At 65.7% G+C, this 15152-nt stretch carries 13 protein-coding genes; 3 read left to right on the top strand and 10 right to left on the bottom strand.

Annotation, left to right across the window (positions count from 1 at the left end; genetic code table 11):
* Positions 1 to 62: 62 nt before the first annotated feature.
* The 4 genes from DBV10_RS22765 to DBV10_RS07370 all read right to left on the bottom strand — a co-directional run bounded on the left by DBV10_RS22765 (position 63) and on the right by DBV10_RS07370 (position 3308).
* Positions 63 to 209 (bottom strand): hypothetical protein, encoded by a 147-nt coding sequence (locus DBV10_RS22765; RefSeq protein WP_158616804.1) that lies wholly within the window; start codon positions 207 to 209, stop codon positions 63 to 65.
* Positions 210 to 312: 103 nt separating this feature from the next.
* Positions 313 to 534, bottom strand: coding sequence for a DUF350 domain-containing protein (locus DBV10_RS07380; RefSeq protein ID WP_124512123.1), 222 nt, complete (start codon positions 532 to 534; stop codon positions 313 to 315).
* A 96-nt stretch (positions 535 to 630) separates the two neighbouring features.
* On the bottom strand, positions 631 to 2157 hold the full coding sequence (locus DBV10_RS07375; protein ID WP_124512121.1) for a DUF4178 domain-containing protein: 1527 nt from the start codon (positions 2155 to 2157) through the stop codon (positions 631 to 633).
* Between the two features lie 107 nt (positions 2158 to 2264).
* A complete protein-coding gene (locus DBV10_RS07370) occupies positions 2265 to 3308 on the bottom strand; it encodes an SPFH domain-containing protein (RefSeq protein WP_124512119.1) in 1044 nt (347 codons plus the stop codon).
* 277 nt (positions 3309 to 3585) lie between these two features.
* Here DBV10_RS07370 and DBV10_RS07365 point away from each other — a divergent pair, with 277 nt between their 5' ends.
* The gene (locus DBV10_RS07365) at positions 3586 to 3855 is read left to right on the top strand and encodes a DUF2061 domain-containing protein (protein ID WP_124512117.1); all 270 of its coding nucleotides are present in this window, start codon (positions 3586 to 3588) and stop codon (positions 3853 to 3855) included.
* 237 nt (positions 3856 to 4092) lie between these two features.
* Here the strand turns inward: DBV10_RS07365 and DBV10_RS07360 are convergent, their stop codons facing one another.
* Both DBV10_RS07360 and DBV10_RS07355 read right to left on the bottom strand, forming a co-directional pair.
* Positions 4093 to 4398 (bottom strand): flagellar basal body protein, encoded by a 306-nt coding sequence (locus tag DBV10_RS07360; protein ID WP_124512115.1) that lies wholly within the window; start codon positions 4396 to 4398, stop codon positions 4093 to 4095.
* A gap of 93 nt (positions 4399 to 4491) precedes the next feature.
* On the bottom strand, positions 4492 to 5394 hold the full coding sequence (locus DBV10_RS07355) for a LysR family transcriptional regulator (RefSeq protein ID WP_124512541.1): 903 nt from the start codon (positions 5392 to 5394) through the stop codon (positions 4492 to 4494).
* Positions 5395 to 5612: 218 nt separating this feature from the next.
* Here DBV10_RS07355 and DBV10_RS07350 point away from each other — a divergent pair, with 218 nt between their 5' ends.
* Together DBV10_RS07350 and DBV10_RS07345 are read left to right on the top strand one after the other, a co-directional pair.
* Complete coding sequence (locus DBV10_RS07350; RefSeq protein ID WP_124512113.1) at positions 5613 to 6977, top strand: aspartate aminotransferase family protein; 1365 nt, start codon at positions 5613 to 5615, stop codon at positions 6975 to 6977.
* A gap of 108 nt (positions 6978 to 7085) precedes the next feature.
* On the top strand, positions 7086 to 8603 hold the full coding sequence (locus tag DBV10_RS07345) for a CoA-acylating methylmalonate-semialdehyde dehydrogenase (RefSeq protein WP_124512111.1): 1518 nt from the start codon (positions 7086 to 7088) through the stop codon (positions 8601 to 8603).
* 152 nt (positions 8604 to 8755) lie between these two features.
* Here DBV10_RS07345 and DBV10_RS07340 read toward each other — a convergent pair whose 3' ends face one another.
* The 4 genes from DBV10_RS07340 to DBV10_RS07325 form a co-directional block, all read right to left on the bottom strand.
* Complete coding sequence (locus tag DBV10_RS07340; RefSeq protein ID WP_233589840.1) at positions 8756 to 10027, bottom strand: TolC family outer membrane protein; 1272 nt, start codon at positions 10025 to 10027, stop codon at positions 8756 to 8758.
* A gap of 89 nt (positions 10028 to 10116) precedes the next feature.
* Positions 10117 to 11475 (bottom strand): HlyD family type I secretion periplasmic adaptor subunit, encoded by a 1359-nt coding sequence (locus DBV10_RS07335; RefSeq protein WP_124512107.1) that lies wholly within the window; start codon positions 11473 to 11475, stop codon positions 10117 to 10119.
* Between the two features lie 49 nt (positions 11476 to 11524).
* Positions 11525 to 13270 carry a type I secretion system permease/ATPase gene (locus DBV10_RS07330; protein WP_124512105.1) on the bottom strand — a complete coding sequence of 582 codons (1746 nt, stop codon included), beginning with the start codon at positions 13268 to 13270 and terminating at the stop codon, positions 11525 to 11527.
* 31 nt (positions 13271 to 13301) lie between these two features.
* Positions 13302 to 15029 carry a type I secretion system permease/ATPase gene (locus DBV10_RS07325; protein WP_124512103.1) on the bottom strand — a complete coding sequence of 576 codons (1728 nt, stop codon included), beginning with the start codon at positions 15027 to 15029 and terminating at the stop codon, positions 13302 to 13304.
* Between the last annotated feature and the right edge of the window lie 123 nt (positions 15030 to 15152).

Genomic DNA, 15152 nt, shown 5'->3' with positions numbered 1-15152 from the left:
TGATTCGAGTTGAATGCTATCGCTTGTTGGATAAGCACAATTAGCTATCAAAAACAGAGCGATCATGCACACAGCACGCCACCCAGTCCGGCTTCCATGCAGGCGGGATCGACCGGGTCGGCCTCGCCGTAGTTCGACTCGACAGCGTCCACGTGGAAGCGCAGCCTGCCAGCGGTGGCCCAGAGGTTTTTTTGGATGTCGGCGTTCATGGAAACAAAAGAAGCGGGCTGCCCGCGTGCGAGGGCAGCCCGTCGGGGTCGGTCAGGGCATCCACAGCGCCGCTGGCGGCGCCAGGCAGGCGGCGCTGGGCGCCTAGTGGATCGCCGCCGCCACGATGATGCTGATCCCCAGGCACATCGCAGCCACCACCAGGCCCAGGGCCTGGTTCTGTTTTTCGACGATTTCGCGCCACAGGTCGTAGGGCGTGATCTTGTCCACGATGACAAAACACAGCCAGAAGACGACCACGCCGATGACGGCGTAGAGGATGGACCCGAGGAACGCTGCGGGCTTGAGCCATTCGATGCCGATCATGAGGGGATCTCCTTAAAACATGGGTTCACGGGTGCGTGCGGGGCGGGGGCAAAAGGGCGAGGCAAGTGGGCGGGTGGCACCGCAATGGGCTGGCGGCTACTTGTGGCTGCCGCCCGATGAGTACCCGCCGTACGAGCCCCCCGAGCTGCGGTAGCCGGAAGAAGAAGACGACGACGAGGAGCAGTTCTCCACACGGGGGTCGCAGCGGGTGCAGCGGCTGAGCAAGAGCAACAGGATGAGGATGACAATCGCGATGATGATGATGGTGCCGCAGCCCAGGCCCGACTTGGCCACGAAGGGGCCGGGGTCGTTGCGCTTGAGCGCGTCCTTCTTGTCGTCGAGCTGGAAGGCCTTGGCCACGGTGTCGCTGGCGAGCTTGTCACCGGCGGACCAGGTGATCTCGTTCGGGCTTTGCTCCATCGACAGCAGGCCCTTGCTGCTGGCGAAGTCGCGGTTGGTGGTCTTCTGGCCGCGCGTGACCTGCCAGTAGAACTCGCCCAGCACATAGGTGGTCTCGGCCTCGTAGCTGTACTTGAGGTCGTACTTGGTGCCCATGTAGGTGGCCGAGCGCCCCGTGGCCGCCACCTGCGGCGCGCCAGTGGTGGGGCGCACCATGCTCCAGCCTTCTTCCGAATCGACGAGAAACGCAAAGCCGCGCTTCTGGTTGTAGAGCAGGTATTCGCTCCAGCCGAAGTGTTCGTCGTCGCCGGGCTCCACGCCCATGCGGTGCTGAAAGCCCACCACCTGCCAGTGCACGCCCTGCAGCTGGCCCTTGGCTCCCAGCGGGATGAGGGGCTGCACGGGCTCGTCCTGCTCGGCCGCGCGCAGCTCGCCGCCCACGCCGCTATCGAGGCTGATGATGCTGGCGCACGAGCCGCAGGTGATGCTTTTGGTGCCCGCCAGCTGCACCTGCACGGGTGCGCCGCAATGCGGGCAGTTGAACTGGCGGCCTTTTTCGTCCTTGGCCGATGCGTCTTTCAGGCCCTGGAGCTGCAGGTCTTCGAGCAGGACGGCGCGGCCGCGCTCGACGTTGGGCGGGGTGTGGCCGTAGTCGATGCTGACCACCTCGCCGTCGGCACTGCGCAACTCGACCATGCCGAAGGGCTGGCCCAGCGGCGGCAACTTGGGCAGCTCGCCCTGGGCCGAGATCAGCTGCGCCTGGCCGGTGTAGGCCACGCTGTAAGGCTTGCCATTGATGGCGGTGGTGCTGCCGATGCGGAAACGCTCGGCCTCGGGCATCTCGCGGCCCGGGTCGATGGTCCGGGTGAAGACATAGGCACCGTTGTCCTCGCCCAGCGTGGCCAAGGTGCCGTCGTTCAGGAAGGCGGCCCATTCGGTCCACACGCCCGCGTCGCCCTTGTACTGCAGGCGGCCGATGAGGGTGAAGGGCACATCCTTGCCATCAAGCTGGATGCGGCCGCTGGCCATGAGCTGCAGCGGGCTGTGGTCGTCGAACAGCTCGGCCATCTTGCCCAGGCGCGTGAGCACCTCGCCACTGCGCACCACGGTGCTCTGGCAGTAGCCACAGACGGCATGGGTGGACTGCGCGCTGCGGAATTCAACCGGTGCGCCGCAGCCCGGGCAGGGCGCGCGGTACGAACGCTGTGTGGGTTCGGTGGCCATCGTGTGGTGTTGTCTGCCTGCGCCGCACTACGCGGCCCTGAGGCCTTTAAGGCCTCTGGCGCCCGTCCCTCCAGCGCAAGCAGCTATTTTTATGATAGCAAACGAACTCAGACCAGCTTCTTGAGCAGCTCGGCCTTCTTGGCGTCGAACTCTTCCTGCGTGAGGATGCCCTTGGCCTTGAGATCGCCCAGCTTCTCCAGCGTGGCCATCACGTCCTCGGGCTTCACGCCGGTCGGTGCTGCGGCCGCCGGCGCTGCCTGTGCAGCACCACCACCTTGCAGGCCTTGCTGCAGGTTCTGCGCCAGCACCTGGCCCAGCGCCACACCGGCCCCCAGGCCCATGGCGTCGCCCGCAATGCCTCCGCCCTGGCCCGCGCCTTCGGCGAACTTCGGGATGGCCTGCGCCGTCTGGTACTGCATGAACTTGCCCATGTCGTTGCCGACCATGCCCATGCCGATCTTCTGGTCCAGGATCTTTTGCAGCTCTTCGGGCAGCGAGACGTTCTGCACCGTGAGGTTTTCGATCAGCAGGCCGATCTTGGCAAAGAGGGGCGCCAGCTCCTTGGTCAGCGCATCGGCAAACATGACCTGGTTGGCCGCCAGGTCCAAAAAGGGCAGGCCGCTGCCGGCAATGGCATTGCTGATGTTCTGCAGCACCAGGCCCCGCAGCTGGCCTTCGAGGTCGGCCACGGGATACAACTCGCGCGTGCCCGAGATCTCGGTGTGGAACAGCTTGGGGTCGGCCACACGGAACGCGTAGTTGCCGAACGCGCGCAGGCGCACGGCGCCGAAGTCCTTGTCGCGGATCGTGATGGGCTGGGGCGTGCCCCATTTCTGGTCGATCTGCTGGCGGGTGCTGAAGAAGTACACATCGCTCTTGAAGGGCGACTCGAAGAGCTTGTCCCAGTTCTTGAGGTAGGTGAGCACCGGCAGCGTCTGCGTGGTGAGCTTGTAGGTGCCGGGCGTGAACACGTCGGCCACCTGGCCTTCGTTGACGAAGATCGCCATCTGCGACTCGCGCACCACCAGCGTGCCGCCGTTCTGGATTTCCATGTCGCGCATGGGGAAGCGCCAGGCCAGCGTGCCATCCCCCTCTTCGGTCCATTGAATGATGTCAATGAACTGTTTCTTGATGAAGTCCATGAGGGCCATAGCTGCTCCCAAAGCAAAAGAGAAAGGGGGTTGAAAAGAGCGGCCATCATAGCAACGGGGCCCCAGCCGCCTGCAGCTTTTTTCGGCGCCTTTGCGTGCATCCGTTCACGCACAGAAGCGGTGGTTTCGAGCCCCGTGCCACGGGGCCTTCGGTCACGGCACCTTGATAGTGGCTATCTCTGCTTTAGCAACGATCAATTGGTCTTTGCTATTGCGAATCACTACCATTTCCCCATCGCTGCACACACCCCGCAGCCTGTAGAAAAAGGAGTCCACCATGTCCCACATCCGCCGCGCCGCACGCCACAACCAAACCATGCTGATGAAGACCGGCAGCTACTACCTGATCCACATCTGCGTGGCGGCGATGGTGGCGTATGCGGTCACGGGCAACCTGTGGGCCTCGCTCACCCTGAGCCTGCTGGAGCCCACCGTGCAGGCCGTGGCCTTCTTCTTCCACGAAAAGGCCTGGGACCGGGCGGCGCGGCGCAACGCCAGCGGCAGCGCCGCCCAGGCACCCAGCCCGATCGCCTTGCAGACCGCTTGAATCCCCCATCCGAAGGAGTCCACCATGTACAGCATCCCCTTGCGCAGCCGCACCGCCACGGGGCTGGCGTTTCAGCGCTGGCTGATCCACCGGCTGGCCGGGTGGGCTTCGGCCGGTTGACCACCGGCACCGCGGCCTGAACCCAAGCCAGAAACAACAATGCCCCGGCCAGCGGGGCATTGTTTGGGGGACGAAGGCCCGGGCACAGGCGCTTTCCAGCCCCTTCCCAGATTCTTCTCAGGCCCTGACATCCAAGAGTGAACCCATCATCTCGTCCTGCGTCTTGATGGTCTGCAGATTGGCCTTGAACGCGTAGGTGGCCGACATCTGCTCCACGGCCTCCTGCTCCAGCGCCACGCCCTTGGCGTCCTGTTCGCGCTGCACGGTGGCGCGCACACCGGCACTCTCGGCCACTTCCTCCTGTGCCACCACCTCGCGGCGGTAGCCGGCGGTGTTCATGTTGGCCACGTTGTTGGCCGACGCATCGAGCCGCAACTGCGCGGCCTGCAGGCCGGAACTGCCAATCGAGGAAATGCTGACCATGGGTGCTGCTCCCGGTGTCACACAATGTTGCAAAAAAGTGAATTGTCCGCCTCGCCGTGGCCGCTGGCAAGCCAGGGCCTGGCAATGACCCTGTCACCGACCGGGCCGGTGCACATCCTCCAGGCACTGCGCAAACGCCTGGGCCGCGCGGGCGGGCGCGGGCGAGCGGCGCATCAGGCTCACAAACTGGCAGCTGTAATGAAACAGCGCCGGGTTCACGGCCTGCATGAGGCCCTGGCGCTCGAACGCCTCGGCGTAGTGGTCGGGCAAAAACCCCAGAAAGCGGCCTGACAGGATCAGCGTGGCGATGGATTCCTGGTCAAACCCTGTGGCCGCGCGCGCGAGCCGCGCCTGGTGGCTCAGTTCCATGTTGGGCGAGTGGTAGCCCAACCCCGCAAACTGGTAGCTGCGCACCGCGTGCCAGTCGGCCGGGGCGGCCTGGGCCCCGGCTGGCACCCCGAACAGCGGGTGGCCCACGCCGCAATACAGCAGCATGGTCTCGGCAAACAGGTCGGCGTAGGCCAGGCTTTGCGAGCTGCGGTGTGCCGGGATGATGCCCACCTGGTAGCTGCCGTCCATCACGCCGCGCTCGATGGCGTTGATGGAGCCCACATGCAGTTGCAGCTGCACATCGGGCGCCTGGGCCGTGAAGGCGGCAATCGCCTGGCCAATGCGCGCGGCAGGGTTGCTGGCCGTCTTGTCAAAAATGGCCACGGCCAGTTGCCCGCCCATGCGCGAGTGGATGTCGTCGATGCTGTCGCGAAAGCTGCGCACCGAGGCCAGCAGGCGCAGCGTCTCGTCGTACACGCGCTGCCCTTCGGCGGTGAGCGCAAAACCCGCACGCCCCCGGCGGCACAGGGTAAGGCCCAGGCGGGTCTCCAAGTCTTTCATGTGGCGGCTCACGGTGCTGGTGCCGATGTTCAGCTCCAGCTCGGCGGCCGACATGCCGCCGCACTCGACCACGCTCTTGAACACCTGCAGCAGGCGCAGGTCCATGTCGCTGAGCTGGCCCAGCACGGCACGGTGTTTGGCCGGGGCGGCGGGCAGGGGGGGAGTGGGGGTTTTAACTTTCACAAACCGTCAAGTAAACATTGATATTTGATTATTTGAGAGATTAACAGGCCGCACAACAATGGGCGCTCCGCAGGGTTTTGCCCCTCTGGCCCCTGCGCAGCCTTCCCCCAGCCATCAACGCCCGCCCCTGGAGACCCGCCATGAGCTTTGTCCACATCGAAAAACCCGCCGCCGGCCCGGACACCCCCCGCATGGACGCCGAATGGCTCGATGCGCACTGGATGCCCTTCACCGGCAACCGCAACTTCAAGGCCAAGCCACGCATGATCGTGAGCGGCCAGGGTGCCTACTACACCGACGCGGAAGGCCGCAAGATTTTTGACGGCCTCTCGGGCCTGTGGTGCTCGGGCCTGGGACACGGCCGCAAGGAAGTGGCCGAGGCCATCGGCCGCGCCGCCGCCACGCTGGACTATTCACCCGCCTTCCAGTTCGGCCACCCCGCCTCGTTCGAGCTGGCCAACCGGCTCAAGGCCCTCACGCCCGCCGGCCTGGACTATGTGTTCTTCACCGGCTCAGGCTCCGAGTCGGCCGACACCTCGCTCAAGATGGCCCGCGCCTACTGGCGCGCCAAGGGCCAGGCCAGCAAGACCCGCCTGATCGGCCGCGAAAAGGGTTACCACGGCGTGAACTACGGCGGCATCTCGGTGGGTGGCATCGTGGGCAACCGCAAGACCTTCGGCCAGGGGGTCGAGGCCGACCACATTCCGCACACCCAGCCGCCGGTCGGCACCTTCCAGAAAGGCATGGCCGAAGAAGGCGGCCGCGCGCTGGCCGACAAACTGCTGGACGTGATCGCGCTGCACGATGCCTCGAACATCGCCGCCGTGATCGTGGAGCCCTTCTCCGGCTCGGCCGGCGTGGTGATCCCGCCCCAGGGTTACCTGGAGCGCCTGCGCGAGATCTGCACGCAGAACAACATCCTGCTGATTTTTGATGAAGTGATCACCGGCTTCGGCCGCTGCGGCGCCTGGACGGGGGCCGAGGCCTTCGGCGTGACGCCCGACATCCTGAACTTCGCCAAGCAGGTGACCAACGGCGCGCAGCCGCTGGGCGGCGTGATCGCCACCAAGGAGATCTACGACACTTTCATCAGCCAGGGCGGCCCCGAGTACATGCTCGAATTCCCGCACGGCTACACCTACTCGGCCCACCCCGTGGCCTGCGCGGCCGGCAACGCGGTGCTCGACATCCTGCAAAAGGAAGACATGCCCGGCCGCGTGAAGGCGCTGGCCCCGTATTTCGAGAACGCGGTGCATGGCCTCAAGGGCACCAAACACGTGGCGGACATCCGCAACTACGGCCTGGCCGCCGGCATCACCATCAGCGCACTGCCGGGCGAACCCGCCCGCCGCCCCTACGAGATCGCGATGAAGTGCTGGGACAAGGGCTTCTATGTGCGTTATGGCGGCGACACCATCCAGCTCGCGCCCCCGTTCATCAGCACCGAGGCCGAGATCGACCGCATGGTGAGCGCCCTGGGCGATGCACTGACCGAGACGGCGTAATCCGTTGCAGCAGGCGCAGGGCGGCTGCCTCTGCGATTGCTCCTATATTGATAGCTGCTACCGCCCATTCAACAAGCGGTAGTGGCATTTTTATTGAGATTTTTTGACATGAACCACGACAAGAACGTCACCACCACCGTCGGCCACCTGATCGACGGCCAGACCGTTGCCGACACCGAGCGCACCCAGCCGGTGTTCAACCCCGCCACCGGCCAATCGACCACCAGCGTGGCCCTGGCCAGCAAGGCGACGGTCGAAGCCGCCATCGCCTCGGCCGAGGCCGCCTTCCCGGCCTGGCGCAACACCCCGCCGCTCAAGCGTGCGCGCGTGATGAGCAAGCTCAAGGTGCTGCTCGAAGAAAACGCCGACAAGATCGCCGCCCTGATCACCGCCGAGCACGGCAAGGTGCTGGCGGATGCGCACGGCGAGCTGCAGCGCGGCATCGAGAACGTGGAATACGCGAGCTACGCGCCCGAACTGCTCAAGGGCGAACACAGCCGCAACGTGGGCCCCAACATCGACTCGTGGTCCGAGTTCCAGGCGCTGGGCGTCACCGCCGGCATCACGCCGTTCAACTTCCCGGCCATGGTGCCGCTGTGGATGTGGCCCATGGCCGTGGCCTGCGGCAACACCTTTGTGCTCAAGCCGTCGGAGCGTGATCCTTCTTCCACCTTGTTCATCGCCCAGCTCGCGCTGGAGGCGGGCCTGCCACCGGGCGTGCTCAACGTGGTCAACGGCGACAAGCTGGCCGTGGACACGCTGCTGCAGGACCCGCGCGTGAAGGCCGTGAGCTTCGTGGGCTCCACGCCGATTGCCGAGTACATCTATGCCGAAGGCTGCAAACACGGCAAGCGCGTGCAGGCCCTGGGCGGCGCCAAGAACCACGCCGTGCTGATGCCCGACGCCGACGTGGGCAACGCCGTGAGCGCCCTGATGGGCGCGGCCTACGGCTCCTGCGGCGAGCGCTGCATGGCCATCCCGCTGCTGGTGGCCGTGGGCGACGAAGTGGGTGACGCCGTGATTGCGGGCCTCAAGACCGAGATCGCCAAGATGAAGGTCGGCCCAGGCACGGACAACAGCAACGACATGGGCCCGCTGGTGACCAAGCCCCACTTCGAGAAGGTCAAGTCCTATGTGGACAGCGGCGTGGCCGAAGGCGCCACGCTGGTGGTCGACGGCCGCACGGTGAAGGTGGCGGGCCACGAGGAAGGCTACTTCCTGGGCGCCTGCCTGTTCGACAACGTCAAGCCCGGCATGAAGATCTACCAGGAAGAGATCTTCGGCCCCGTGCTGGGCGTGGTGCGCGTGAAGACGCTGCAGGAAGCCATGCAGCTCATCAACGACCACGAATACGGCAACGGCACCTGCATCTTCACCCGCGACGGTGAGGCCGCCCGCTACTTCACCGACCACATCCAAGTCGGCATGGTGGGTGTGAACGTGCCCCTGCCCGTGCCCGTGGCCTACCACTCCTTTGGCGGCTGGAAGCGCAGCCTGTTCGGCGACCTGCACGCCTACGGGCCTGATGCCGTGCGCTTCTATACCAAGCGCAAGACGATCACGCAGCGCTGGCCGAGTGCAGGCGTGCGCGAAGGCGCGGTGTTCAGCTTTCCGAGCAGCCGCTGAGCGCAGGCTCTGCGGCGCTCCAAGCGCTGCGCAGAACGTCTTCCCGTTCTTGCCCCCGTGCACCGCCAGGCGCCGGGGGTTTTCTTTCATGCAGCGGCGGGAAGATGCCCCCCGGCACGCTGCCGCGCCCAGCGAAGCCGTGCGTGTTGGGCTCAGGGTGTCTTGAGCAGCGCATTCACAGCAGCAATGCTGCCGTCCTTGTCCCCCCCGGCCAGGGCCTGCAAGCGAACGCAGGACACCAGGTAGGTATAGCGTGCCCGGGCCAGGTCGCGCAAGGCCAGCTCTTTTTGCTGCTCCGCGTTCAGGATGTCCACCAGGGTTCTGGCACCGCCTTCAAACGAGCGGCGGCTCGACACCACAAGCTGTGCGGCGGACCGCGCGGCCTGTTCCAGCGCCAGGATGCGCAGGCGGCCTTCGCTGACCCCCCGGAACTCGGTGTGGATGCGCAGGCTGAGGTCCCGGCGCGCGGCCTCCAGCAGCTCGCGCGCCTGCGCCTGCTCAGCCACGGCCTGGCGCACCGTGGAGCTGACATAGCCGCCCGCAAACAGGGGCATGTTCAGCTGCAGGCCGATCACCCGGTTGGTGTAGCTGGAGCTGGGGGTGGTCACGTTCTCGCTACCGCTGCGGGTCCATTGCGCGACAGCATCCAGGGTGGGGAGGTGCCCGGTGCGGGCCTTCTCAATCTCCAGCCGGGCAACATCCAGCCGTGCTTTCTGTTGCCGGATCTCAGGACTGTTGTCCTCTGCAAGGCCCAGCCAGTCCTGGACGCTGCGCTGCTCGGGCGCCCAGGCCGCGAACTTGGCCTCATCCAGTGGGCTGAGCGCCTCCACCGGCTGGTTGACCAGGGTCTCCAGTTGGCGGCGCGCATAGTCCAGTTGCTGCCGGATCTCCAGCTCCTGCGCCACAGCCATGTCCAGCCGGGCCTGGGCCTCGTCGATGTCGGTGCGCGTGCCGCTGCCCGCCGCCAGCAGCTTGCGCGCGGCGTCCAGTTGGGTCGTCGTGGTGTTTTTCTGCGCACGCGCCAGGGCCAATTGGTCTTGCGCCAGCAACAGCTGCAGGTAGGCGTCGGTCACGCGCACACCCAGGTTCTGCAGCTCCCGGTCCAGCTGCGCGCCCACTTCAGCGCGCATCTGGTGGGCCTGCTCCAACCCCACCGACAGCGACTTGCGGTAGACAGGCTGGCGCAGGGTCAAGGTGGCGTTGTGGCTGGTGTAGTTCTCATCCACGGTCACCGACCGGCCCAACGTATTGCGCTGCGTATTGCTCAGGTCGTTGCGGCTGCGGGCGGCACTGAATGCCACATTGGGGTAACGCAAGGCCTTGGCCTGCGCCACCCGCTCATCGCCCACTTCAGCGGCTGCCCGGGCAGCGCGGATGGTGGCGTCCTGCTGCAAGGCCGCCTGGTAGGCCTGCTGGAGATCCATGGACCAGACAGGTCCGTTGAATGCAACAAGGGCGGCAAGCGGGAGCGCCCGCAAGGCGTTCGACGGCGCAGAAAACAAGGCCATCATGTTCACTCTTCCTTCAAAGAGCCCGACATCCGCTTGAGCAAGGGGCCCAGCAGATAGGTCAGCATGGTGCGCTCTCCGGTCTTGATGACCACCTCGGCAGGCATGCCGGGCTGCAGATGGCGTGCACCCAGCGTCTTCATGCCGTCCGGCGTGACCTTCACCCGCGCAAGGTAGTAGGTCTGGTTACTTTGTGCATCCGTCAGCAGATCCCCGGAGACCGAGGCCAGCTCCCCTTGCACCACGAGCTGAGGAGAATGGGCGAACGCACTGAAGCGCACATCGGCATGCAGGCCTGGGCGCACCTTGTCGATCAGGTGGGGGGCCACACGGGCTTCCAGCACCAGAGGCTCGTCGGGAGGAACGATGCCCATCAACTGCTGCCCCGCCTGGACCACGGCCCCCACGGTCTGCACCGCCAGGCCCACCACCTGGCCAGCAGCGGGCGCACGGATTTCGGTGCGGTCCAGATCGGCCTTCAGCGCGGTGAATTTGTCGGCGTCCGACTGCACCTCCCGCGTGATGTCGGCCAGGTTCGTCTCGACTTCCTTGCGGTATTCCTGCTGCCGCGCCAGGGCCCGCTGGCGCATTTCCCCCACCGTACGCTGTGTGCGTGCCGTGTTGCCCAGCAGCTCCGTGATGGCCAGACTGGAGTCGGCCACCATGCGTTCGAGTTCCAGCTGCCGGTTGCGGGGGGCATAGCCCTCCTTGACCAGCTCACGCGTATGGCGCAACTCCTCCTCCAACGACGCCAGCTGTCCACGCCGGCTGGTCAGCATGCCCGCATAGGCCTGCAGCAAGGCGTGCTGGCCCTGGATGCTTTCTTCAATGCCTTGCAGGTCTGCACGCAGGGCAGCGCGCCGCGACTGGATCAACTGCTCCTGGTTCTTAATCTGCTGCTGGATCAGCGGGTCTGTCACCGCAGCCTGCAGATCGGGGTGGAACACAATGGCGGCTGCGCCCGTTTGCTCGGCCAGCAACCGCCCCTGCACGGCACGCAAGCCCAGATACCGCTGGCGAACCGCCTCGTAGTTGGCCTTGGCCACCGCGTCATCCAGCGTGATCAGCGGCTGCCCTGCCTGCACCACATCACCCTCGCGCACAAAGACCTTCTTGACGATGCCACCGCTGAGGTGCTGCACCGCCTTGCGCTTGGTGTCGATCGCGACCACCCCCTGGCTGGGCACCCCTTCGTCCAGAGGCGCCAGCCCCGCCCAAAGCAGGAAACCGCCCAGCCCCAGGCCCAGCACCCACAACCCGGTACGCGCCGCGCGCCCGGTGTCCGATGGAGGCAGGGGAGTAGATCGGCCTCCCGGCAAGGAGGAGACTGCGGGTGCTTGTTTCAGTGGTTCAGTGTGGGCCATGGGCAGGGGTTCAGAAAATGTCCGCTCGTCTCGGATGTGCGTAACGTGTTCAGGCAGGCTGCGGCTGCGGGGCCGGCAAGGAGCCTGCAGGCGAGGGAGAAGGGGTGTGGTGCGCAGCCTGCAGCTGTGCCAGGACTTCATCGCGCGGGCCCTGCAGCTGTATCTGGCCTTCACGCAGGACCACCACCTGGTCCGCCAGCGCCAGCACGCCGGCCCGGTGGGTGACCATCACCATGGTCTTGCCGCGCTCCTTGAGTTGGCGCATGGCCCCGAGCAAGGCCGCTTCGCCCACATCGTCCAGGTGGGCGTTGGGCTCGTCCAGCACCAGAAGCGCCGGATCACCATACAGGGCACGCGCCAGTCCGATGCGCTGGCGTTGCCCCCCCGAAAGCAGGCGCCCCGCCTCGCCGATGGGTGTGTCATAGCCCTTGGGGAATCTCAGCACCATCTCATGCAGGCCCGCGCACTGGGCCGCAGCGATGACCTTGGCAGAATCCACCGCAGCAAAACGCGCAATGTTCTCGGCAATCGTCCCACTGAACAGGACCGTATCCTGCGGCAGATAACCCACTTGCGGGCCCAAGGTCTCGTGGCTCCAGGCGGTGAGGGGCTGGCCATCGAGCAGCAACTCGCCCCGAGACACAGGCCAGACACCCACCAGCACACGTGCCAATGTGGATTTACCAGAACCCGAGGGGCCCAACACCACCGTCAGCGAACCCGGCGGTGCATGCAGATCCATATGTTGAAGAATCGGCGCCGCCCGCCCCGGTGCCGTGGCGTGCACATCGCGCAGCCACACGTCCCCTCGCAGGCGCCGGGCAGGGGAAGCCACAGGCAGCGGTGGATGTTCCTCCAACAGTTGCTCCAACCGCAAAAAGGCCGAACGGGCTCCGACAAAACCCCGCCATGCGCTCACCAACTGGTCGATCGGCGCGAGGGCCCGGGTCATCAGCACATTGGCGGCAATCATGGCTCCGGCCGAAAGCTGACCATCGATCACCAGCAGTGCACCCACCGCCAGCGACAGCGACTGCTGCGCATAGCGCACAGATTTGCTCCAGGCCGTCACGCGGTGCGTCAGGCCCTGGGCTGCCGCGTGCAGTTCGGCATACCGCGCCTGCAGCAACGCCCAGCGGGGGTGCAGATGCTGCAACATGCCCATGGCCTCGATGGCCTCGGCATTGCGCAACTTGCCGTTCAAATAGGCATGCGACCGGCCCTGCGCCTTGGCCAGGGAATCAGAAGGTATCACCGTGCGCTGGTGCCCCAGCCACGCCAAGGCCGCCTGGATCAGTGCAAAGACCACGGCCACAGCGCCCAGCAGCGGGTGCAGCATGAACAGCACCCCAATGTAGATGGGGGTCCATGGCAAATCGAAGAAGGCAAAAATGCTGGGGCCCGTGAGGAACTGGCGCACCTCCGTCAGGTCGGTAAACGACTGGCCAGGGTTGCCCCCCCCCTCACGGACGCCCCGCGAAAAACCAGCCGAAAAAACGCGCTCCCCCAGCAGCCTGTCCAGGCGCACCCCCGTGCGCACCAGCAAGCGGGACCGCGCCCATTCGGCAAACGCCAAGGCGGCAAACAGGAACAGGATGATCAGAGAGACCACCAGCAAGGTCAGCTCATTGCGGCTGACCAGCACACGGTCGTAAATCTGCAGCATGTACAGCGTGGGCGCCAGCATGAGCAGGTTGGCCACCATGCTGAAAATCGCGATCACGGCCCATTCACGCCGCAGGCTCCGCAGGGCCTGGGTGATTTCGCTGCGCGAGAAAAATCCGCTGATGGACATGGTGTCAGTTGGGTTGGCAAAAAAGGGGGGATCAGGCAGCACGCGCTGCGGTGGCAACGGCCGGCGTACCCGCAGAGGCGTTTCGCAGTGCCGCCAGCACATCGTCGCGGGGGCCAAAGGCCTGCTGCCCCCCGCCTTGCATGATGAGCAATTTGTCCGCCACCGCCAGCACACTCGGCAGATGGGTCATGACCACAAAGGTGGTACCCCGCGCCTTGAACTCCTGCAGGGCCCTGCTCAATGCGGCATGGCCCACCTCATCCAGGCTGGCATTGGGCTCATCCAGGACGACAAATACTGGGTTGCCATACAGGGCGCGTGCCAGCGCAATCCGTTGGCGCTGCCCGCCGGAGAGCATCACGCCGGCCACCCCCACAGGGGTGGCGTAGCCTTGGGGGAGCGACGTGATCCAGGTGTGCACGCCCACTGCTTGTGCTGCATCCACCATGGCCTTCTCGTCCATCTCGCCAAAGCGGACGATGTTCTCGGCCAGCGTGCCCTCCAACAGTTCGACATCCTGCGGCACATAACCGACGTAGGGCCCCAGCTCCGCCTTGTTCCATACGCTGACATCCACCCCGTCCAACCGGACACTGCCCGCCACCGGGGACCACAGCCCCATCAACATGCGGGCCAAGGTGGTCTTGCCCGCCGCAGACGCTCCCAGCACCGCGAGCATTTCTCCCGGTTGCAACGAGAAGGCAACCCCTTTGACAAACGGCGGGGCACCCGCAGAGGCGCCTGCGACCAGGCCCTCGACCGTCACACGCCCCCGCGGCTTGGGCAGCGGCATCCCTTGCCCCGAGGCTGGCAACCGCTCCAGAAGCTGCCCAAGCCGCCCCCATGCCGCCCGCGCCTGCACCACGGCACGCCACTGGGACACCATTTGCACCAGAGGCGCCAACACGCGCCCGCCCAGCACCGACCCCACGATCAGCATCCCCGGCCCACCGAACAGTTGGTCATGCATCACCAGCCAGGCCCCCAGGCCCAGAAGCGCCGAGGACAAGGTGGTCTGCAGCATCTTGCCCAGCGCCTGGAACACCCCCGCGCGGTCAGACGCCTGCGACTGCAGCCCCAGGCTCTCTTCATGCCGCGCCAGCCAACGGTGGCGCATGTCTTTCTCCATGCCCATGGCCGCAATCACGTCGCTGTGGCGCAAGGTTCCATCTGCGTAGGCCCGCGCCCCCATGTCGGATTGGTTGGCACCCAGCAGGGCGGGGCTGGTGCTGCGCTCGTTCAGCCACGAAAGTCCGACCTGCAGCACGGCCCCAGCAAGCGAGACCCAGCCCAGCAGGGGGTGGATGACAAACAGCATCACCAGCATCACCAGGGCCACAGGTGTCTCCATCACCGCCCCGAGTACCGGCCCATGGAAAAAGTCGCGCACGGTCCGCAAATCGATCATGGGCTGGGCCCCCACCGCCCCCCCTTGCCTCAGATGCGCGGCATGGATGGCATTGAACACACGGGGGGCCAACGCCCGGTCCAGGGCAGCACCCGCTTCACACAGGGTTTCCGAACGCGCCCATTCCAACACCTCCATCACACCGATGGCCAGAAGCACGGCCAGCGTCAGCATGGCGAGGGTCGTGGCGTTGCGGCTGTTCACCACGCGGTCATACACCTCGAACATGTAGGCCGTAGGCGCCAGAACCAGAAGCCCCGCCAGCACACTCAGGCAGAGAGCCCGCCAGAAATAGGGAGTGAGCTTTGCCAGAGCCTGCTGAGTTTCGGATGGCGCTGCAGATACGGACATGGGGAGAAGGTCTGGTGAATGGGGACTCTGTGCACACAGTGCAAGAGCCTGGCCCTGCCAATGCAAAGCCAGGCTCTGGACTGGATGGTAAATGCTGTTTGCGGGCCTACTTCGCCAAGAAGA

It is taken from the genome of Acidovorax sp. FJL06, from assembly GCF_003852545.1.
Lineage (GTDB): Bacteria > Pseudomonadota > Gammaproteobacteria > Burkholderiales > Burkholderiaceae_C > Acidovorax.
The sequence above is the reverse complement of the archived record's forward strand: the minus strand, read 5'-3'. Positions and strand labels throughout refer to the sequence as shown.

Coding starts and splice junctions, on each gene's coding strand:
- DBV10_RS22765 (WP_158616804.1), bottom strand. CDS start 209: ATGAACGCCGACATCCAAAAAAACCTCTGGGCCACCGCTGGCAGGCTG.
- DBV10_RS07380 (WP_124512123.1), bottom strand. CDS start 534: ATGATCGGCATCGAATGGCTCAAGCCCGCAGCGTTCCTCGGGTCCATC.
- DBV10_RS07375 (WP_124512121.1), bottom strand. CDS start 2,157: ATGGCCACCGAACCCACACAGCGTTCGTACCGCGCGCCCTGCCCGGGC.
- DBV10_RS07370 (WP_124512119.1), bottom strand. CDS start 3,308: ATGGCCCTCATGGACTTCATCAAGAAACAGTTCATTGACATCATTCAA.
- DBV10_RS07365 (WP_124512117.1), top strand. CDS start 3,586: ATGTCCCACATCCGCCGCGCCGCACGCCACAACCAAACCATGCTGATG.
- DBV10_RS07360 (WP_124512115.1), bottom strand. CDS start 4,398: ATGGTCAGCATTTCCTCGATTGGCAGTTCCGGCCTGCAGGCCGCGCAG.
- DBV10_RS07355 (WP_124512541.1), bottom strand. CDS start 5,394: ATGGACCTGCGCCTGCTGCAGGTGTTCAAGAGCGTGGTCGAGTGCGGC.
- DBV10_RS07350 (WP_124512113.1), top strand. CDS start 5,613: ATGAGCTTTGTCCACATCGAAAAACCCGCCGCCGGCCCGGACACCCCC.
- DBV10_RS07345 (WP_124512111.1), top strand. CDS start 7,086: ATGAACCACGACAAGAACGTCACCACCACCGTCGGCCACCTGATCGAC.
- DBV10_RS07340 (WP_233589840.1), bottom strand. CDS start 10,027: ATGGATCTCCAGCAGGCCTACCAGGCGGCCTTGCAGCAGGACGCCACC.
- DBV10_RS07335 (WP_124512107.1), bottom strand. CDS start 11,475: ATGGCCCACACTGAACCACTGAAACAAGCACCCGCAGTCTCCTCCTTG.
- DBV10_RS07330 (WP_124512105.1), bottom strand. CDS start 13,270: ATGTCCATCAGCGGATTTTTCTCGCGCAGCGAAATCACCCAGGCCCTG.
- DBV10_RS07325 (WP_124512103.1), bottom strand. CDS start 15,029: ATGTCCGTATCTGCAGCGCCATCCGAAACTCAGCAGGCTCTGGCAAAG.